This window comes from Halomicronema sp. CCY15110 (assembly GCF_016888165.1).
In the GTDB taxonomy this organism is placed as follows: Bacteria; Cyanobacteriota; Cyanobacteriia; order Phormidesmidales; family Phormidesmidaceae; genus Halomicronema.
In genome coordinates, this window is sequence record NZ_JACSWC010000436.1 from 21,638 (window position 1) to 40,817 (window position 19,180).

General features: G+C 56.6%; 14 protein-coding genes. 6 read left to right on the top strand and 8 right to left on the bottom strand.

What is annotated here, in order from left to right; genetic code table 11:
- Positions 1-290 precede the first annotated feature (290 nt).
- Together JUK32_RS26150 and JUK32_RS26155 are read right to left on the bottom strand one after the other, a co-directional pair.
- Entirely contained in the window at positions 291-857 is a 567-nt protein-coding gene (locus JUK32_RS26150) for an RNA 2'-phosphotransferase (protein ID WP_204141819.1), read from the bottom strand.
- Between the two features lie 247 nt (positions 858-1,104).
- A complete protein-coding gene (locus JUK32_RS26155; protein WP_239113124.1) occupies positions 1,105-2,145 on the bottom strand; it encodes a hypothetical protein in 1,041 nt (346 codons plus the stop codon).
- Positions 2,146-2,422: 277 nt separating this feature from the next.
- On the opposite strand from JUK32_RS26155, the gene glmU reads away from it, so the two are divergent.
- From glmU to JUK32_RS26170, 3 genes are all read left to right on the top strand, one after another.
- Positions 2,423-3,808 carry a bifunctional UDP-N-acetylglucosamine diphosphorylase/glucosamine-1-phosphate N-acetyltransferase GlmU gene (glmU, locus tag JUK32_RS26160; RefSeq protein ID WP_204141820.1) on the top strand — a complete coding sequence of 462 codons (1,386 nt, stop codon included), beginning with the start codon at positions 2,423-2,425 and terminating at the stop codon, positions 3,806-3,808.
- A 121-nt stretch (positions 3,809-3,929) separates the two neighbouring features.
- Complete coding sequence (locus JUK32_RS26165) at positions 3,930-4,310, top strand: hypothetical protein (RefSeq protein WP_204141821.1); 381 nt, start codon at positions 3,930-3,932, stop codon at positions 4,308-4,310.
- A 308-nt stretch (positions 4,311-4,618) separates the two neighbouring features.
- A complete protein-coding gene (locus tag JUK32_RS26170; RefSeq protein ID WP_204141822.1) occupies positions 4,619-5,278 on the top strand; it encodes an HAD family phosphatase in 660 nt (219 codons plus the stop codon).
- 64 nt (positions 5,279-5,342) lie between these two features.
- Here the strand turns inward: JUK32_RS26170 and JUK32_RS26175 are convergent, their stop codons facing one another.
- Positions 5,343-5,609 (bottom strand): hypothetical protein, encoded by a 267-nt coding sequence (locus JUK32_RS26175; RefSeq protein ID WP_204141823.1) that lies wholly within the window; start codon positions 5,607-5,609, stop codon positions 5,343-5,345.
- Between the two features lie 161 nt (positions 5,610-5,770).
- Positions 5,771-6,340 carry a DUF6232 family protein gene (locus tag JUK32_RS26180; RefSeq protein ID WP_204141824.1) on the bottom strand — a complete coding sequence of 190 codons (570 nt, stop codon included), beginning with the start codon at positions 6,338-6,340 and terminating at the stop codon, positions 5,771-5,773.
- 214 nt (positions 6,341-6,554) lie between these two features.
- Between JUK32_RS26180 and JUK32_RS26185 the strand changes: the two genes are divergently transcribed.
- On the top strand, positions 6,555-7,877 hold the full coding sequence (locus JUK32_RS26185) for a DUF58 domain-containing protein (RefSeq protein ID WP_204141825.1): 1,323 nt from the start codon (positions 6,555-6,557) through the stop codon (positions 7,875-7,877).
- Between the two features lie 109 nt (positions 7,878-7,986).
- On the opposite strand, the gene JUK32_RS26190 is transcribed toward JUK32_RS26185, so the two are convergent.
- The 3 genes from JUK32_RS26190 to cobN all read right to left on the bottom strand — a co-directional run bounded on the left by JUK32_RS26190 (position 7,987) and on the right by cobN (position 13,601).
- Positions 7,987-8,745: a hypothetical protein gene (locus tag JUK32_RS26190; protein WP_204141826.1), complete on the bottom strand. Its 759-nt coding sequence runs from the start codon at positions 8,743-8,745 to the stop codon at positions 7,987-7,989.
- A gap of 562 nt (positions 8,746-9,307) precedes the next feature.
- Complete coding sequence (locus tag JUK32_RS26195; protein WP_204141827.1) at positions 9,308-9,661, bottom strand: helix-turn-helix transcriptional regulator; 354 nt, start codon at positions 9,659-9,661, stop codon at positions 9,308-9,310.
- 82 nt (positions 9,662-9,743) lie between these two features.
- Positions 9,744-13,601 (bottom strand): cobaltochelatase subunit CobN, encoded by a 3,858-nt coding sequence (cobN, locus tag JUK32_RS26200; protein WP_204141828.1) that lies wholly within the window; start codon positions 13,599-13,601, stop codon positions 9,744-9,746.
- 347 nt (positions 13,602-13,948) lie between these two features.
- Between cobN and JUK32_RS26205 the strand changes: the two genes are divergently transcribed.
- Together JUK32_RS26205 and JUK32_RS26210 are read left to right on the top strand one after the other, a co-directional pair.
- Positions 13,949-16,282 carry an ATP-binding protein gene (locus tag JUK32_RS26205; RefSeq protein WP_204141829.1) on the top strand — a complete coding sequence of 778 codons (2,334 nt, stop codon included), beginning with the start codon at positions 13,949-13,951 and terminating at the stop codon, positions 16,280-16,282.
- Between the two features lie 79 nt (positions 16,283-16,361).
- A complete protein-coding gene (locus JUK32_RS26210) occupies positions 16,362-17,636 on the top strand; it encodes a serine hydrolase (protein ID WP_204141830.1) in 1,275 nt (424 codons plus the stop codon).
- Positions 17,637-17,676: 40 nt separating this feature from the next.
- On the opposite strand, the gene JUK32_RS26215 is transcribed toward JUK32_RS26210, so the two are convergent.
- Positions 17,677-18,531, bottom strand: coding sequence for a universal stress protein (locus JUK32_RS26215; RefSeq protein ID WP_204141831.1), 855 nt, complete (start codon positions 18,529-18,531; stop codon positions 17,677-17,679).
- Positions 18,532-19,180 lie beyond the last annotated feature (649 nt).

Here is a 19,180-nt window from a genome sequence, read left to right on the forward strand (position 1 = left end):
AGAAAGGCTCCAAACCCTGGTTTTTGCGTTGACGATAATGCCCAACTCAAGCTGACATCACAGGCTGGGAATTTTCATCGAACTCACGTTAAGAGGATGTTTTGAAAGGGTTGCTTTGCGTAGCAAAGATGACCTAAGTCCCTTGAGATTGGGCTGAAACGCCTTTTGTATCGTCGTGTTTCTAGGTGTCCCAGGTGGCAAAGCCTTGGCTGGAGAACTTCTCAAACACCCTCTAAGAAGATATCGCATTGCGCCAATAGCTCCGGGCATGGCCATGAGCTTGTGAGGCGTTAGCGCGATTGCCTCACACTCCCACCAGGAAACTCAATATATCGAGGGGGCACCATTTCGGTGAGCCAGACGCCATTTTGGGAGCAGTAAAACTGGTACCCGGCTCGACACATCGCCTCTGCCTGAATAATCAGGACAATGGGATGCCCGTGCCGTTGCCCCACCCGAATGGCATCTAACTCTTCGGCGGCTAAATGCACATGCTGGCGGCTGCCTGGCAACAGCCCGCGAGTGCGAATCGAAGACAGAAAACGGGTCGCCGTACCGTGAAATAAAAGCGTCGGGGGGACCTCCGCCACGAGTTCTAAATCGATCGCGAGGGCGTGCCCCTGGTTGGCACGAATTTTGGTGCGATCGGCATTGTAGGTAAACCGCTCTTGGGTATTTTTTTGCACGATGACATCGAGCAGTTCCTGGGAAATGGCAATCCCGTGCTGGTTGACCAAATCGATGAGCTGCCCCACATCGGCCCAGCCATTGACATCCAGTTGGAGGCCAATGACTTGCGGTTTATGACGCAAGATCAAACTCAAAAATTTGCTGAGTTTCGCTAGATGCTTATCCATAAGTAGAGACAATTCTACGAGTCGAGTCGCCCGGTGCGGTGAGGGGGGAGAGCCATATCGGACGCGACGCCGACTAGAGCACAGAGCCAGGTTACGGGGCAGTTGCCAACGCAATCGCTCTTAATGCGAGAGCACCATCCCCTGAGTGCGTGGATTTTCCGGGCAAACCCCTGGTCTCATCATCTATATATATCGTTGGTATATGTTGTTGGTCTTCCACTCTTTCAGGTGATCGCCCGCACCTCCCTTACGGTTGGACTTGCTTGAGGGCGGCCGGTACATCCATGACCACAAAACGGTCAACGGCCTGATACATCCATTGCAATGGCAATTTGGGATCAGCATGGGTCGCTTGAAATCCTAAGGCTTGGGCTAAGTCGGCATAGCTGGGATGAATTACTAGAGTGTACATATCCATCAGATTAGGAAAATCTTGCTGCATCGCCAGCAGTCTTTGCTGCGCATCTTGAACAAATCGACTGCGTTGGCCACTCAGATGGCTGGGATCGATGACAAAACTGCGCACAAATACGGATCGACATTGGCGATCGCCGGGCAGCGCCATTTTGAACGGGTCTTCGCTCGCCACCTGACTCAAGTGCAACCCCTGGCTCGGCGGTTCAAAAAACTTGATTTCCGAATCGCGCTGGGTGGGATACAGCGCATAAAAGCCGAGGGGATTTTGGTTGTCGCAACGGCGCAGCACCCGCAAGCCTTGGCTGTACTGCTCGGCCCAATCGCGGAGAATGTTGGCAATGCGATAGGGCACGGCGTCGGTGTTGCGGTTTAGCCAGTTGTAGTTCTGCGCTAACAGGTTGGCGATGGGAATGGCGTCACAGCGGGGATCAAAATCGTCGGGCTCAATGTCAGCGATCGCTCCCGCCGTCGGCACAACCTGCAACTCGGGCAGTTCCACCAGGGCAATCTGGGTTGTATTGCCGTCAAAGGTTTTGCGAATCAGGCCCAGGGCGGCCAGCTTATCGAGCATCATGCCCGCTGCGCGATCGCTACCCCGATCGCGATCGCTATAAAACACATCTGCCGCCTCGCCACAGCTACAGTCCACCCAACCGGGGGGCAACGTGAGCTGCGGCAATGGCGTTGGCAACGGTTGGCCCTGTTGATCTGCCGCCTTTGCTAATAAATACAGCCACAGCCGCAAAAAGCACTCTGCCCGCCGCCGGGTCATGCCGACCCGACCCGTGACCACCCCTAAGTAACGCTCATATAGAACGTCCGGGATGAGTTGCCGTAGCGCGGCAAGATCATGGGCGACAGGTGGCGACATAAGCATTAAGACAGCAGCCGAGCAACCAGGTCGCCCGAGCCGCGAATTGTTGGCAGGGTTTACTTATCATAAACATTCCCCGATCTCGGCCCTGACAGAAAAGTGTAGTGTGGCGCTTCGTCAGTTGGCTCGGTCTGTCTCCCTGTGAGCTGCCACCTTCATCCTGTAGCGGAGCCCGGGGCCAGAGTCTATTGAGTGAATCGTTCACAGTCGCTCATCTCCAGACAAAGCGCGGTATACTCCGTGGCGAGGATCGGGATCATAAGGGAGAAGGGTCATGGCAGGAAAGCTGGCGGTTGTGGTGCTAGCAGCCGGAAAAGGGACGCGGATGAAGTCGGCATTGCCCAAGGTGCTGCATCCCCTGGGGGGGCGATCGCTCGTCGAGTGTGCCCTCGATAGTCTCATCGAAGTTGATCCCGCCCATCGTCTGGTCGTCGTCGGATACGAAGCCGACCAGGTGAGAACCGCCCTCGCCCACTTAGACAACGTCACCTTTGTCGAGCAGACCGAGCAGTTGGGTACGGGCCATGCCGTGCAACAGGTACTGCCCCATTTGCAAGATTTTGAGGGCGACCTGCTGGTACTCAATGGTGATGTGCCCCTGTTGCGCCCGTCTACCCTGCGGCAAATGCTTGAAGTGCATCAGACTCGGCAAAATGAAGCCACGTTACTGACTGCTCAATTCCTTGACCCCACCGGATATGGTCGCGTCTTTTGCAACGATGATGACGTGGTGACCGAGATTATCGAACATCGCGACTGCACCGAGGCCCAGCGCCAAAATCGCCGCATTAATGCCGGGGTGTATTGCTTCAAATGGTCAGCTTTATCGAAAATTTTGCCGGAACTCAAAGCCGATAACGATCAGCAAGAGTACTACCTCACGGACGTGGTGAAGGATATGACTCCCGTCGTGGCGGTGGATGTGGACGACGCCCAAGAGATTCAGGGCATCAACAATCGCAAGCAATTGGCCGAAGCCTACAGCATTTTGCAAGACCGCATCAAGGATGAATGGATGACGGCGGGAGTCACGTTTTTAGAACCCGACACCACCACAATAGACATTACCGTGCAGATTGAGCCGGATGTGATTATTGAGCCCCAAACCCACCTGCGGGGGCATACCGTCATTGGCTCTGGTAGTCGCCTTGGCCCCGGCAGCCTGATTGAAAATTCCACTGTGGGAAAAAACGCCACCATTTTGTATTCCACGCTGTCCGATAGTCAGGTGGGTGATGGCGTGCGGGTCGGCCCCTATGCGCATCTGCGCGGACAGACCGTGGTGGGGGATAACTGCCGTATCGGTAACTTTGTGGAAATCAAGAAATCGACGCTGGGCGATCGCGTCAATGTCGCGCACCTCTCCTACCTCGGCGATGCGACCCTCGGCAATCAGGTCAATGTGGGGGCGGGCACCATCACCGCCAATTACGACGGTGTGAAAAAACACCCCACGGTGATCGGCGATCGCACTAAAACTGGCTCCAACAGCGTCTTTGTCGCCCCTGTGACCATTGGCCCAGATGTCACGGTCGCGGCGGGTTCCGTCGTCACCAAAGACGTGGAAGCGGACGCCCTCGTCGTTGCCCGCGCCAAGCAAAGTACGATTCCGGGCTGGCGTTCCAAGCGCTATGACCAGTCTGACGACACCTCAGCCTGACCGCTGGCAGGCAAGATCACCCCAATTGTCTGCTATCGGCGGGCAAACATGTCATTTTCTGCAAAGTGCTGTAGCCAGCGGGTGTGGATACTAGAACCAGCCCCTAGCGAGGACTGCAGACATGTTTGAAACGCTGATTGCCAGTGGCCTGTGCTTTTTGGTCAACGCCCCAGGGCACACCATTGAAGTGAGCGATCGCTGTGTCAGCTCGGCCACCGCCATGGAGCAAACCCCATACACTGCCAGGGAATCGGCCTTTCTGGCCGAGTACCGACAGCGACACCCCGACAGCATCTTTACCGATGCTGAAGCGCTCTTGAGTGGTTGGGTCAGCTGTGGCGAAGGGGCCGTCACGGCCTCGGCAGAAGCGTCGGACGAGTTCATCACAGATGCGGACGCCGCCGAGTTGGTCACAATGCTGATGCAACATTGGGAAGCCTCGCACCGAGCCGCGCTATCGCAGCTATGCCCCGACCTGCGCCCTGTTTCCGAAATTCACTAAAGCTGTTTGTCCGCAGTCGTAACGGTCAGCGTTGTCGGAATTTTGCAGCAATTCTCAGTAGGGCTTGGTGGCTTCAGTCATATCGCTTAGGCTGAGCCTGTCGTGGGCGCTGCGTCTCTCAAAGAGAGGAAGCTGGTTCACCCTTCGACGAGCTCAGGGCAAACGACAAGTTGACAAACATGAGCATTGCTGGGAATTTTGGGCGATACACAGCTTCAGGAGCCGCAACTGGTAAAATCCACAGCGAGTTATGAGGCAAAAACAGGCCCCACCCTCACCCCCAGTCACCCTCACCCCCAGCGACTCCTATGCTCCAGGCGGTACTGTTCGACCTTGACGGCACCCTGACCAACACCGACCCGATTCACATCAAAGTCTGGCGCGACATTTTAGAACCGGAAGGCTATACCGTTGACGACGATTTTTTTAAGGAACACATCAGCGGTCGGCTCAACGAGTACCTGATCAAAGAACTGCTGCCCCACCTCTCCGCCGCCGAGGGCGAACAATTAGCGGTGGATAAAGAAGCAACATTCCGCGAGTTGGCTGCCAGTGAACTCACGCGGATGCCCGGATTTGACGAACTCTATGACTGGATCAAACGCCAAGGGCTGAAAACCGCTGTCGTCACCAATGCACCCCGCGCCAACGCTGAATTTGTGCTCCAGATTTTGCAGCTCGAATCGGCCTTCGATTTTTTGCTGATTGCAGGCGAGTTGCCCCGCAGCAAACCCGACCCGTTGCCTTATCAAACGGCACTTGATCGATTTGAGATCTCGGCAGGGGATGCGATCGTGTTTGAAGACTCGAAAACTGGCATTCAGTCGGCGGTATCCGCCCAAATTCCCACCATGGGTGTGGCCTCGACCCACGCCCCGGATGTGCTGTACGGCTACGGGGCCAGTCTCGTGATTGAGCAATTCAACGATTCGCGCCTCCAAAAGTTTGGTCTGTTCCAAGCCAACTAAAAAACCCGATTCCCATTGAGCATGAGAACCGGGCCAATTGTTGGTTCATCAACTTAATGCGCTGTCAGCTTTTCCAACCTTCGATCGCAGCCACCACCACATTCACATAAGGATTGTCCAAAAACTCCTCAATGGCCGTTCGGCCACCTGCGATCAGGGCTTTCACCAGCCGTTTTTTCACTGGCTGGGAGGTTGTGATGTTCAGTAATGTTTGCGCCTCGGCCTCGGTGACATCGGGGTTGTCCTGTTTTACCTCGGCTAACTTGGCTTGCAATGCTTGTAAATCGGCAGCGAGCTGTTGCTTGGCTGGATCCGCTGAAGTAGGAGTCATTGTGTTACGCGAGGTCAGTCGAATATCTCTAACTGTCCCCGTGTTGATGGCGGAGCCTATGGCGGAGCCGTCAATTTGCACTGATCGATTTGATGTGTCACCCATGATAAAACCTCTAATGAACTTAAAAACTGAATAAGGATCGTTAATCAGACTCTCTCCTATGTGCTTAAATTTCTAGCCGATCCTGAATTAAAGGCACTTCCGTAAACATCTCCGCCCACATTTATGGAGTGATTTTTGTGAACAAAATTAATTTTCCTGACTTTATTCGTCACAAAGTTCGCGACATAATTTTCGACATGCCTAGGATTTTCGATCTTTTGTTTCAGTACCTCAACAACTTCATGCAGAAAACGCGGATTTTGACTTTCAAAACATTCCTCAAATCCAGAGTCAAAATGCAATAGCAAAACGTAGATATATCCTAGATGCTGGTATTCACTCTTGATATACAAGCCAAGCGCAACGAAGATCATCAGAAATCCAACAAGCAGAATCATGAGTTCTTCTGCGATCGCTGTCATCAGAGACCCTAAAAACAGCCAGCCTAGTGGCACAGAGAGCGGAATTGAATAGTCTTCAACTCGTTTCCACTTTTCGACGGTAGCGTAGGCAATGTTACTGATTTGGTAAATGGTGTCTTCAAAAATCAGTGCATTATCTTTGATGTGGATTTTGTCAGGCTTTTTAGGATCGAGCCGGAACTTTTCTTTGGTGATGCTAATCATGAGTTGGAATCCCCGACCGAGAATGATTTGATGTTATCAATCTCGTTTGATTAGCGAAATCAGGTTTTGCTCAGTTTTGTTCAGGCGTAGTTCAGTTTTCTGCGGGTAATGGAAAACTTGTGTGCTGTTGATTAATTTATGGAGCGGGTGATGCCACTTCATTCGCGACTAAAATCGGAAGTATGTAATTGCTGCTGCGGCTAGGCGAGTTGACATGACCCCAACGCTGAAACTGTATGGCTTGCTGGCGATCGCGGGTGCCCTCGCCACCGCCCTGGATGCGTTGGGGCCAACTGAAGCCGTCATTTCCTTGCCGCTAGAGGCGATGCTGTTTGTGAACGGCATGATTCTGCTGTTGATGGTGGTGGACTGGGCGCAGGTGAATGGCCCCCAGCGGGCGATCGCCCAGCGCGAACAACTGCCTCGCCTCTCCATTGGTCGCGACAATCCGGTTACGCTCAAAGTCTCTGCCCCCAAAGCCGCCGCCAAACTGCAAATCTTCGATCGCTATCCCACCGACTTTGACGACATCCCAATGCCACTCACGGTGGATTTGCCCGCCAAAACCGCCACTCAGATTACCTATCAAGTTTTACCGCGACAGCGCGGCGAATATCAGTGGGGCGACCTGCAGATGCGCCAGCTAGGACCGTGGGGCTTGGCCTGGCGCAGTTGGACGCTTCCCGCCGAGCAAACTGTCGCCGTCTATCCCGATTTGGTCGGGCTGCGATCGCTCTCGGTCAAACTCGCCATCCAATCTACCGGCAGCATGCGCCAGCGCCAGCGGGTCGGCATCGGCACCGAATTTGCCGAACTGCGCGAATACGCCGTTGGCGACGACCCGCGCTTCATCGACTGGAAAGCCACGGCCCGCCGCAGCGCCCCCCTTATCCGGGTTTTGGAACCTGAACGCGAACAATCCCTCATTGTGCTGCTCGATCGCGGTCGCCTCATGACCGCCAACGTCAAAGGGCTTTCCCGCTTTGACTGGGGGCTGAATGCCACCCTTTCCCTTGCGCTGGCTGGACTGCACCGGGGCGATCGCGTCGGCGTCGGCGTCTTCGATCGCGAAATGCACACCTGGATTCCCGCCACCGGGGGCCGCCAGCACCTGCAACGCCTGATCGAAAAACTCACCCCCATTCAGCCCGCCATGCTCGAATCTGACTATTTAGGCGCGGTGACCAAAGTGGCGACCCAACAACACCGTCGCGCCCTCGTCGTCGTCATCACCGATCTGGTCGATCAAACTGCTTCTGCCGAATTGCTCACCGCTCTGACCCGCCTCAAATCGCGCCACCTGCCCTTTTGTGTCACCCTGCGCGATCCACAAGTCGATACCCAGGCCCACGAATTTGCCGATGATGTCAGTGCGGCCTACCGCCGCGCCGTCGCCCTCGATTTACTGGAACAGCGCCAGGCCGCCTTTGCCCAACTCAAGCAGGCGGGCGTGTTGGTACTCGATGCCCCCGCCGACCAAATCACCGATCCGCTGGTGGAAGACTATCTCCGCATCAAAGCCCGCAACCGCTTATAAAAAGCTGCAAAGCGGGCCGGATACGCACTTTGCTGCACGCTAGTTGTGAGTCAAGTTGTGAACCGCGATCGCTAGAGCAATGGCGACCTTCTCGCCATACAGCGAGACGTTACTGTACAACTTCACGGTTGTTAGGAGACTGAGCATCAGGCGAAATTACACCGCTGGTGCTGTTGTTCATCTCGTCTGTACCTGAGGTGCTCTGACGAGTTGGTACCACTTCACTATCTACGCGTTCCCGATTGTTGGGGGACTGACTATCAGGCGAAATCACACCGTCAGTCAGGTTGGGATTTTCGGTCTCCATGACATCACCCGTCACGCCTTCATCAGGAATGGCCCGGTTATTCGGGGACTGACTGTCGGGAGAAATAATGCCACGGTTCGGTGCTGATGAGCGATCGAACTCGACTCTTTCACCAGTCTCGCGATAAATGTCAAAAGCTTCTTGAAAGCTCATCGGTTCATCACGGGTTTCGGTTGCGCCACTGGGCAACTCGCGATTGTTAGGCGACTGGCTGTCGGGCGAGATAATGCCGTCGATCAAATCGGGATTTTCGGCATCTACCCCATTGCCAGCGACACCTGCATCAGGAAGGGTGCGATTATTCGGCGATTGACTATCGGGCGAGATAATGCCGTCAACCCGGTTAGGGTTCTCCGTCTCTATCATTTCAGGCGATTCAACATTGTCAGTCGGAATCTCACGGTTATTGGGTGACTGACTATCAGGAGAAATCACACCTTCAGTTGCATCAACACTGGTTTCTGGCATTTCTGATGCATTGCTGTGCATATCGGCACGAGCAGTTGCCCCCAGTGTCAGAGCCACGGTGGCCGACAGAGAACATAAAATAAAGCGTTTCATACGATACCTCTAAAGCTTCAAGCCAAACAGCTGATGCTTTTGTTCATCAATTCAATTCAGGAAAGTGTTCAATCCGAGAAAGTAACGATCAATCCATTGATGACAGTGACTCTCTAAAGTCATTAGCGTTAGCACTGGCTGTTTCGGCTGTCTTTATTTAAGTTAAGAAAGAATAGAATTTATTTGATGACCCTTAAGGAAGGTTAGGGGTCATCCAGAAGTTGGACTTTTGTATAGAGTGCTACGTTTTTGTCTGGTAAGTCGTAATGGCAAATGAGTCCTTCCCATTCGGCCAGCACACGGTCATGCCCAGGGTTGGGGGGCGTCTCTGAATCCCAAACGATCCATGCTGACCTTGCGTTGTCCCTACTGACGGCAAGGATCGACGGGCAAATCACATTCCGACTGATGGTCGTGGAACGATTGCCGGGGGGGATGAATGTCGGAACGGCCCCTTTTTTGGCGTGGATACTTTTATTGTCAGCGGGTTGCTGACTGTGGCATGACTGGTTAACGGGCCACATTGTAATCATCGCGACTGGATTGCCGACTGGCCGTTGGGTCAACCCTCACGGGGCGAGGGGGCCAGGCTGAAGGCGCGAATGCTTTGGGCTTGCTGCTCGACGCGGGTAGCGAGGCGATCGCACACTAGGGTACACAGCTCGTAAGTCAACTCATCGGTCACGCTGTAGTAGGCGGTGGTGCCCTCACACCGTCGCGCCAACATGCCCGCTTGCAGCATCACTTTAAGATGCTTGGAGACATTGGCCTGACTGGTCGCCGTGGCTGCCACCAGATCCTGCACGCATTTTTCGCCATCGCGCAACAGATTCAAAATCTTGAGCCGCATGGGTTCGCCCAGAATGCTGAAGTATGCCGCGACCTGTTGCACCACGTCCGTGGATACAGGCTCCATGGGTTTAACTCCAAACTGTGTGTGAAAGGAACGATCCCCGCTATTTTAACAGTGAATATTTAATTGCCCAGGGGCGAGCTTGCTAGTTCACAAAGGCTTGTTGATGGTCTTCAATATCGGCCTCAGCGCTGTGGACAATGTCGCGAAGGGTAGCCAGGATATCGGTTGGGGCGTCTGACCAGAGATGCCGCTGGTGGGCTTCGAGCAGGCGCTCGGCCATATCGCGCAAAGCCCACGGATTCGCCCGTTGCACAAAGGCGCGGGTGTCCTCATCCAACACATAGGCCTGGGCAACGCCGGTGTACATATGGTCGGCGACGCAGTGGGTGGTGGCGTCGTAGGCAAAGAGATAATCCACGGTGGCGGCCATTTCAAACGCGCCTTTGTAGCCGTGGCGTTTGACTCCCGCCAGCCATTTCGGATTCACCACGCGAGACCGATAGACGCGGGCGATTTCTTGGGCGAGCGATCGCACTTGCGGATTCTCGGCCACGGCGTGATCGCCGAAGTAGGTTTGGGGCGATCGCCCCGACGCGGCCTTGACCGCTGCCGTCAGCCCCCCTTGAAACTGGTAGTAATCATCGGAGTCCAGCAGATCGTGTTCGCGATTGTCCTGGTTGTGCAGCACGACCTGCATAGTTTGCAAGCGCGCCTGAAAAGCTTCTGGCGCTGACCGCCCCTGGGCGTGGCGACCATAGGCGTAGCTGCTCCAGTTGACGTAGGCGCGGGCGAGATCCTCATCGGTCGTCCAGTTTTGCGCTTCGATCAGGCCCTGGAGTCCGGCCCCATAGGCTCCTGGCTTAGAGCCAAAGACGCGGTAGCGCGATCGCTCCCGCGCCTGCTCTGCGGTGAGTCCTTGCTGTTGCCAAGCATGGGCTTCCGCTGCTGCTTTCGCCGCCAGGGGATTCTCTTCAGCGGGCTCGGGCAGTTGCGCGACGGCCTCGACCGCCTGGTCAAACAGGTCGATCAAATTGGGGAAGGCATCGCGAAAGAAGCCAGACACCCGCAAGGTGACATCCACCCGGGGCCGCCCGAGGAGCGCGATGGGTAAGATTTCAAAATCTACCACCCGCCGCGAGGGGCCATCCCATACGGGACGCACCCCGAGCAGGGCCAGGGCTTCGGCAATGTCGTCGCCCCCGGTGCGCATGGTCGAGGTGCCCCACACCGACAACCCCAGGCTTTGGGGATATTCGCCATTTTCCTGAGTGTAGTGTTCCACCAGCACTTCCGCCGCCTTGCGCCCCACATCCCAAGCGCTCTCGGTGGGAATGGCGCGAATATCCACCGAGTAAAAATTGCGTCCGGTGGGCAACACATCGGGGCGGTTACGGGTTGGGGCACCGGCGGGGCCACTGGGGACGTAGCGCCCATCGAGGCCCGCAAGCAGGGCAGAAATTTCCCGATCCGTTTGCCGCAGGTTGGGCAATAGCGATCGCTGAATCCAGTGCAGTTCTGCTGCTAAGACCGGGGGCGGCGCTGCCGTTAAGGCTTGTGGAGACGGTTCAATCAATGCCTCGACCGATTGTTGGGCTTGCGCTTCGAGCACTGCGACCAGATCCCCCACCGTGCGACAGGCTTGGGCGGCGGTGTGCTGCTCAGGCGGAATTTGATGTTCGGCAGGGAGGTGCCACGGCTGGCCCAAATCGTCGATCAGGGGGTCGAGGTCGAGCTGCCAGGCTTGGGCGATCGCCCGTGTGAGTCCGAGCCTTTTACCCGAAGGGTGGCGGGCGATCGCGATGACTAAATCCCGCAGTTGTCGTCCCGTCGGACAGCATCCCAAAATATGCAACCCGTCGCGAATCTGGGCTTCCTTCAGCTCACAGAGATAGCCGTCAACGGAGGGTAGCAGCGCGGTAAATTGGTCGTCATTCCCAGCGGTGGCGGTGGGGACGGTGGCGGCGCGATCGCCCGCCAAATCCTCTAGCAAGTGACTGGTTTGGAGCACGTCGAGGAGGCGATCGCGAAGGGTCGGTAACCGACTCGGATCCAGGCTTTGCGCTTCATAATATTCATCCACCAGTCCTTCCAGCTGTTGCAGCGGCCCATACAGCTCAGCGCGAGTGAGGGGCGGCGTTAGATGATCGATAATGACGGCTTGCGCGCGCCGCTTTGCCTGCGCCCCCTCCCCCGGATCATTCACGATAAAGGGATAAAGGTGGGGCATGGCCCCCAATGCCGCTTCGGGATAACAGTCCGCCGACAAGCCGATGCCCTTGCCGGGTAGCCATTCGAGATTGCCGTGCTTGCCCACGTGGACGATCGCCTGCGCGCCAAATTGCTGCCGCAGCCAGCTATAAAACGCCAGATAGGCATGGGTCGGCACCAGATCGGGGGCGTGATAGTTCAGCGATGGATCGAGGTCATAGCCTCGGCTCGGTTGAATGCCCACAAACACATGGCCCAACTGCAAACCCGCCACGGGCCAGGCATCGTAGGGTGGGGTGGGATAGCGCGATCGCTCCGCGTCAGGGGTGCCCCACTGCTGGGTCATCCCCCCTTGCACAGGGGCAGACAATTGCGACCAAAATTGCTCATAGTCAGCCATTGTGAGGGTTTGGGCGACGGGACGCATGGCCCAGCTTTCTGGATCATTGGTGACGCCTGCCGTGAGCCGCTGGATCAATTCGTCGCCATCCTGGGGCAGATCGGCAACCGTGTAGCCCTCGGCTTGCAAGGCCTGGAGAATTTCGACACAGCTTTGGGGCGTATCCAGACCCACCCCATTCGCGAGCCGCCCGTCACGGTTGGGATAGTTGGCCAGCACCAGGGCGATACGCCGGTCGGCAACGGGGGTGCGATGGAGCTTGACCCAGTTAGCGGCTAAATCGGCGACGAATTCAATGCGATCGCCCACCGGCTCATACGTCACCACATCCGTTTCGAGGCGATCGCTGCGCTGGGCGGCGGTTTTGAACGACACCGCCCGCGTAATGATGCGACCATCCACCTCCGGCAGGGCCACGTTCATGGCAATGTCACGGGGACTCAAGCCCATGGGATTTTGCTGCCAGGCGGCTTGCGTGCCCCCGCTGAGAATGACTTGCAGCACCGGGACATCCAACTGCTGCCAGAGATCTAAGTGGGGCGTGTCCGTGTGAATTTTGGCGATCGCGAAGCTGGTGGTATTGAGCAATAAATCGACCCCTGGAGCATCTTTGGGTCGCAGCCAATCGAGCAGGTCGGCCTGCATCTCCGGGCTTTGCAGCGATGACACAAAGAGGGGCCGTGGTTGCAACCCGCGCGCCTGCAACGCCTGACACAGCGCCTCAATGGGGGCCGTATTGCCCGCTAGATAATGGGCGCGGTAAAACAAAATGCCGACTTGGGCCGATGCGGCTGTCGTGGCAATATCGGGCGTCTGGGGGGACGGAGTCAATCGCCCCTGGCCCGGTTGATAGTGGCCTAGCGGTGGCACGGGGGTGGGCTCTGGTGGCTGCCAGTCGGTGTGCAGATAGCGATCGCACACGGCCATCAGACCATGTCGCCAATTATCACTGCCCCCTTCGTTCAAATAGCGCCAGAGCTGGTGAGCGACCGTCAGCGATACCGTCGAATGGCTGATCAAGTCAGGATCGGGGCGATCGTCCCCCGGCAGTACCAGCAGCGCGGTCTCGTTTTCAGCGGCGATCGCTTTGGCGACTTCCAGCCCGTACGACCAATAGGCGCGCCCGCCCAGCAGCCGAATAATGATCACCTGGGCTGCGCTCAGCACCGTATCGGCATAGGCATCGATCGCCAATTGCTGTTGGAGCTGTAACAGATTAGCGACCCGCAGGGCGGGGGCCGACTCCGGCCAGTGCTCCGCCACCCGCGCCAAGCACTGAATATCGGTATCCGCCGCCGTCAGCACCACGATCGGCGCAGGGGTCTGCTCCACAAAAATCACCCCATCTACCTCGGGATTCCAGCCCCCCGGGGTCGCTGCTAATCTATGCATCTCAATTCCTTAATGCCCAAGCATGAAATCTGAAGGAACTCTAGCATCTGCCCAGGGATGCCGAATTAGACCGCTACCATGTGTGGGACGTTGTTTTAAGCTCCCAGGTGATGTGCTGGGCAGTCGATGACGGTGCAGCTTCGGTCAGCCCGGCTATTCGATTGCTTGCGCCTGACTGGGCAGCACTGCGGCTGTCACCGCTGATCGAAACAGTTACTCAGCATTGGCCAATGTCCTCACTGTTATTGAGGATGTGCCAGTGTTCATGATCCGGTGGTCAGCCGACATGACTATTCAGCGTCATTACGACCCAGCGTCAGAAAAGTGCGCCCTAACGACAGAGATTTATGACTCTATTCCCTAAAAATTCAGAGTTAGTGGTGCGGACTCTACCAGAGTCAGCTTATCGGCAGTTGCGGCGATCGCTCTGGCAGCTGGCCGACGAGGCCAAATCGTTACGCCTCTCGGAAGTCGATCGAGCCTTCCCCCGGCTGCACCACAATGAGCCATCGACAACCTCCCAGTGGCAAGACTGGCTGCTGGTTGTGACCCCCACGACACAGGCTCTCTTGGTGCATCAATCAGGGTTGGCCGCTGACGCGATCGCCGCCCCGGAGGCGACCCATACGGTTGGTTTGATGACCGAGCCGCAGCAAATCCTGGCGGTCGTCACCTACTGGGGCCACAACCTCTGGGCCCAACCGATCGCCCAACCGTTGGCCGTAGCCGAGCATCATCTGCGCGATCGCACAGTGACCTCTGGCACCGAGTTGCTCCTGACCCTGCTGCCGATCTTGGCCGTGCCGCCGACCGACCCGCCGACCGAGGCCAGTACCGAGGCCACGGCGGCGGCTTCTAGGAACGTCCAGACCCGCCTGGATCGCGAGCTCGAACAAGGCGAACTGCTGAGTCAGGTGATTGCTAAAATTCGCGACAGCTTGGACTTAGACGTCATTCTCTCGACCACCGTGGCCGAAGTGCGCCAGTCCTTATCTACCGATCGCTTGCTAATTTACCAATTTCCATCGCGGGAAGCTGGCGCATCTAGGGATATTTCCGCCGTTTCAGATGCCCCTTCAGCCACCGCGACCCCGGGCCACATCACCTATGAATCGCTGGCTACCGCCACGATTAATTCCGTCAAAAACTTTCACGAGCAATATTGCTTTGACGACCAGACCCACTGCCGCCACAAGTATGGCTCTGGTATCCCCATCGCCATCAATGACGTGGCAGTGGCCTATCGCGATGTCCCCTGTCTGCACAACTTTTTGCAAAAAGCCCAGGTTCGCGCCAAGGTCATCGCGCCCATTTGGGCCAAGGGCGAGCTCTGGGGCCTGCTCATCGCCCATCAATGTGCCGCGTCGCGAGTGTGGACTGCACAGGAACTCAAGTTTTTGCAAGGCATTGCCGAGCATTTATCCGTGGCGATTCAGCAGGCCGAACTGTATGCCCGCCTGCGAGAACAGGCGCAGTCGCTGGAAGTGTGTGTGATCAACCGCACCCAGGATCTCAAAGATGCCCTGGCCGCGGCCCAATCCGCCAATCTGGCAAAAAGCGAGTTTTTGGCCACAATGAGCCACGAACTACGCACTCCCCTCACCTGCATTATTGGCATGTCGGCGACGCTGCTGCGCTGGTCTTTGGGCGAGTTGAATGAGCGCCAACGCACCTATCTGCAAACCATCTACGACAGTGGTGAGCGGCTGCTGGCAGTCATCAACGACATTTTGGAGATGGCGAAAATCGAGTCGGGCCGCGTCATTTTAGAAATCCAAGAGGTTTCCCTGACGCGACTGGGACAGCGATCGCTCGATCCGTTCCGCAAAACTGCCCGCGATCGCAATATTGAAATCAACTTTGAGTCCACCCTGATAGAAAATCAGGATGCGTTTACGGGCGATCCGCGCCGCATCACCCAAATTCTGGATAACTTACTCAGCAATGCCCTGAAATTCACCCACGAAGACGGCACCATTAATCTGCGGCTCTGGCGCGAACAGCAATTCGCCGTGTTTCAAATCGAAGATACGGGCATTGGCATCCCAGAAGAGCAGTTGTCACAGCTGTTTCAAACCTTTCAGCAGCTAGAAACCAGCCGTCAGCGCCAATATTCTGGCACCGGCTTAGGCCTCGCCTTGACCAAACAACTGGTGGAACTCCACGGTGGCACCGTCTTGGTCAACTCGCGAATCGGCGTGGGCTCCGTGTTCACTGTGCGACTGCCCGCCCAACGGCTCAGCTCGGCCGCCGCCCGCAACACCCCGACGCCAGAAGAGATCCAGTTGGTGCAGCCGATTGTCGGGCGCATTGTCTTGGTGGAAGATCAGGAAGATCGGGCTGGGATGATCTGCGATTTGCTGACGGCGGCGGGCTACCAAGTGATTTGGATGATTGAGGGGTCGCGGGTGGTGGAACAAGTCGCCCTCTTGCAACCCACCGTCGTGATTCTCAATATGCAGATCAACAGCATCGATGGTCAGCGCATGATTCGGGCGCTGCGAGAATCACTGATCACGACCAAGGTCAAAATTCTCGCCTTGAGTGATAATCAGGTGGCTCGCGAGACGACGCATCACGCCGACGCGATCGCCCTCCTCCCCCTTGCCCCAGAGCTTCTGCTAGAGCAGGTCAATGCCTTGATCGCGGCGGAACTAGGCAGCGCCGCCGCCAACTATTAAAGCCCAGCGTTGTGGGTGCAACATAACGGCAAAGGTCTTTTATAATCGCGACAGTTTGCTCAATGAGCCCCCGCGCCCTATGGCAGTGCCGTTCCGCTATCGATGGTCGAAATACACACTGTGGCGAGATTTGCCCCTGGCGGGCTTGGTCGTTGGCATGCTCACGGCCATCAGCGTTCACGAGCTCCCACGGGCGGCCAGGCCCGCCGGATCAGCGTTAGAGCCGACCGTCTGCCAGGCCGCCACAGCTTCCTCGCGGGCATTTCCCCAGAGGAGCTGTAACGAGGTCGCGCTGCGTTGGCAGCGATCGCCCGTTCCTCCAGCTCAGCTGCTCACTCAAGGCCTAGGATTCCTTGATGACCTGGCGGCGGTGAGCGATCGGCCCCGCTACCCGGTGGTGGCTCAACCGCCCTTTTGGCAGTCGGAAACCCCGGCGCAGTCGCCGCAGCTAAGGCAAATTGTGGATGGGGCAGTGGCGTTAATTGCGGCCCAGGGCTTACCCACTGAGTCCGTTTCCATCAGTTTGGTCGATTTGACGGGGGACTGCTGTGACTATGCGGCCTACCAAGACCAGCAACCGCGCTATCCCGCCAGCATTGTCAAGCTGTTTTGGCTGGTGGCGCTGTATGGCTACTACGATGCGGGCACCTTGTTGCCCGAGGTCGATGTTTACCGCGACGACGAAGCCTTGATGGCCCACTATTCCAATAACGGGGCGTCGAGTCGCATTGTGGATGCTTTGACCCAGACGACCTCGGGCGACACCCTGCCCCCCGCCGAATTGCCGACCTGGGTGGCGGCTCGCACTACCTTGAACGACTATTTTTTACGGGCCAACTACCCGGACTTGAATATTGCCCACAAAACGTTGCCCATTCCCGATTTGGGTATGGAAGAGCGCACGGGGCGCGACTGGCAACTTGCCCATGAGACACCCGAGGCGGCGGGACATGACACGCGCCAACGCAACTATCTGACGACGGCGGCAGTGGCGCGGCTGTTGTACGAGATTGATACCGGACAAGCGATTTCGCCCGCCGCCAGCGATCGCATCAAGCAATATCTTTACCACAGCCCTGACCCAGCCGAATGGCAGTGGACAGAAACTAATGCGATCGCGGGCTTTTTCGGCGAATACCTGCCGCCCGATGCGAGGCTGTATACCAAACTCGGCTTCACCTTTGACGATGGTCGCCAAGAGGCCGCCATCATTACTTCACCCGATCAGCAAGTACGCTTTGCGCTGGTTGTCTTTGCCAATGATGCCGTCTTTTCTGAGCACGAGACCATCCTGCCCGCGATCGCCCGCTACAGCTATGACCAAATGCACCGACGAGCTGCCACCCCTAACTAAACGATGACTGGCCAGTCGGTGACTCCCGTTCGCTGCTGCGTTAATTGGCAATGCGAGTGAGCAAGACCGGGCAAGGCGTGTAGACCCGCACATAGTCAGACAACGATTCGCCCAGCAGGCGATCGAGGTCGGGCATGCCCTTCGCGATGGAGGGGCGGCGATCGGGCGATCCGAGAATAATTAAATCCACATTTTTGTCGTCAGCCAGTTGGCAAATGCGGCGACCCGCCTTGCCTTCCGGCGCTGCCAACGTTGATTTGATGCCATAGCGCTTCGCTTCTGCCGCCGCTGCGGTCAGCACCGGGTCTTTGCTGGGGTCAGGTTCGGTCTCATCAAAGGGCCGCGCCTTCAAGTTCGAGACCGTATGGACCAAGACGAGTTCGCCGCCACTCACATCGCGCAGTAAGCTAATGCCCAGCTTCAACCCTTCTTGGGCCGAGTCCGACTTATCCATCGCCACCATGACTCGCTTCACTGAACGAATGCTGTAGAGATCGTCCTTCACCAGCAGCATGGGCCGCGATGATAGCTGAAACACGTACTGACTCACGGAGTTATCCAAAATTGCTTTCAGACCTTTCAAGCCCCGAGACCCCATGATGATCAGGTCAGCATCAATTTCTTTTGCCACCGTGATCACCACATCCTTGGGGTCACCCTCGCGCAGCATCGCGGTCACATGCCCCGGATCGAGATTTAGGTTTTTGATTGCTTCGGCCAGTGTGCGCCCCCCGGCTTCCCACTTTTCAGTCATGCCCTCAGCCGACACCTGCGGCGACACCACATGTAAAACGGTGATGTTGGCTCGCTGAATCAGCGGAATTTCCATCAACACCTTCATCATTGCTTCGGTGTTGCCGGTGCCAGAGTCCGCTAAAAGAATTTTTTCGATCATGATGACCTCATTCGAGTGCGCCGCTTATCAGTGGGGCACAGTGAACAAAAGAGTTTTCTTTAATTAATGGAAACGCATGTAAAACCCCTGTGAGATAAGGGTTTTGTACTCCATGTCAATAATAGTCACCTGGCTTGACGCAGTTTTGAACGATTTCATAATTCGTAGTAACCCTATGGCTCTGCTCTCGCCTAACGGGACGCCGCCCGCCCCCCCGCGATCGCGCCCCGAGTTTTGCGACCAAAGGTAAACCAGATACAGGCTAAAGCCGCGTATCGGGCATCCTAAAGCAGTCGTTTTACGGAGCGGCCAGAGCCGCATCACCGCGATCGGTTCCTCAATAGGGTTGGCAACTTTGCTGTTCTGCCCCAGGAGTCGGGGCGTTGGGCCGCTAAACCAGGTAGCCCTGGCGAACACCGCTGAGTATGAGACCCAGTGTCGCCAGCGTCATCGTCGCTTCATTCTGGCCACCAATGTCCTCGACGAGCAATCCTATCCAGCCGAGCGCCTGCTGCGCGAATCACAAAGCTCAGCAGCATGTTGAGCTTTGTGATTCGCTTCCTTAAAGACCCCCAGGGTAAGCGCAAGAAAAAAGGGTCTGTGACATGCTAGAGGCAACCCATCACTGTGCCCCCTGAGAGTTGCCATG

Bases quoted from the DNA above. Each gene is read 5' to 3' on its own strand.
- JUK32_RS26170 (WP_204141822.1), top strand. From the start codon at position 4,619: ATGCTCCAGGCGGTACTGTTCGACCTTGACGGCACCCTGACCAACACC.
- cobN (WP_204141828.1), bottom strand. From the start codon at position 13,601: ATGCATAGATTAGCAGCGACCCCGGGGGGCTGGAATCCCGAGGTAGAT.
- JUK32_RS26215 (WP_204141831.1), bottom strand. From the start codon at position 18,531: ATGATCGAAAAAATTCTTTTAGCGGACTCTGGCACCGGCAACACCGAA.
- glmU (WP_204141820.1), top strand. From the start codon at position 2,423: ATGGCAGGAAAGCTGGCGGTTGTGGTGCTAGCAGCCGGAAAAGGGACG.
- JUK32_RS26155 (WP_239113124.1), bottom strand. From the start codon at position 2,145: ATGTCGCCACCTGTCGCCCATGATCTTGCCGCGCTACGGCAACTCATC.
- JUK32_RS26205 (WP_204141829.1), top strand. From the start codon at position 13,949: ATGACTCTATTCCCTAAAAATTCAGAGTTAGTGGTGCGGACTCTACCA.
- JUK32_RS26195 (WP_204141827.1), bottom strand. From the start codon at position 9,661: ATGGAGCCTGTATCCACGGACGTGGTGCAACAGGTCGCGGCATACTTC.
- JUK32_RS26165 (WP_204141821.1), top strand. From the start codon at position 3,930: ATGTTTGAAACGCTGATTGCCAGTGGCCTGTGCTTTTTGGTCAACGCC.
- JUK32_RS26210 (WP_204141830.1), top strand. From the start codon at position 16,362: ATGGCAGTGCCGTTCCGCTATCGATGGTCGAAATACACACTGTGGCGA.
- JUK32_RS26180 (WP_204141824.1), bottom strand. From the start codon at position 6,340: ATGATTAGCATCACCAAAGAAAAGTTCCGGCTCGATCCTAAAAAGCCT.
- JUK32_RS26150 (WP_204141819.1), bottom strand. From the start codon at position 857: ATGGATAAGCATCTAGCGAAACTCAGCAAATTTTTGAGTTTGATCTTG.
- JUK32_RS26175 (WP_204141823.1), bottom strand. From the start codon at position 5,609: ATGACTCCTACTTCAGCGGATCCAGCCAAGCAACAGCTCGCTGCCGAT.
- JUK32_RS26190 (WP_204141826.1), bottom strand. From the start codon at position 8,745: ATGAAACGCTTTATTTTATGTTCTCTGTCGGCCACCGTGGCTCTGACA.
- JUK32_RS26185 (WP_204141825.1), top strand. From the start codon at position 6,555: ATGACCCCAACGCTGAAACTGTATGGCTTGCTGGCGATCGCGGGTGCC.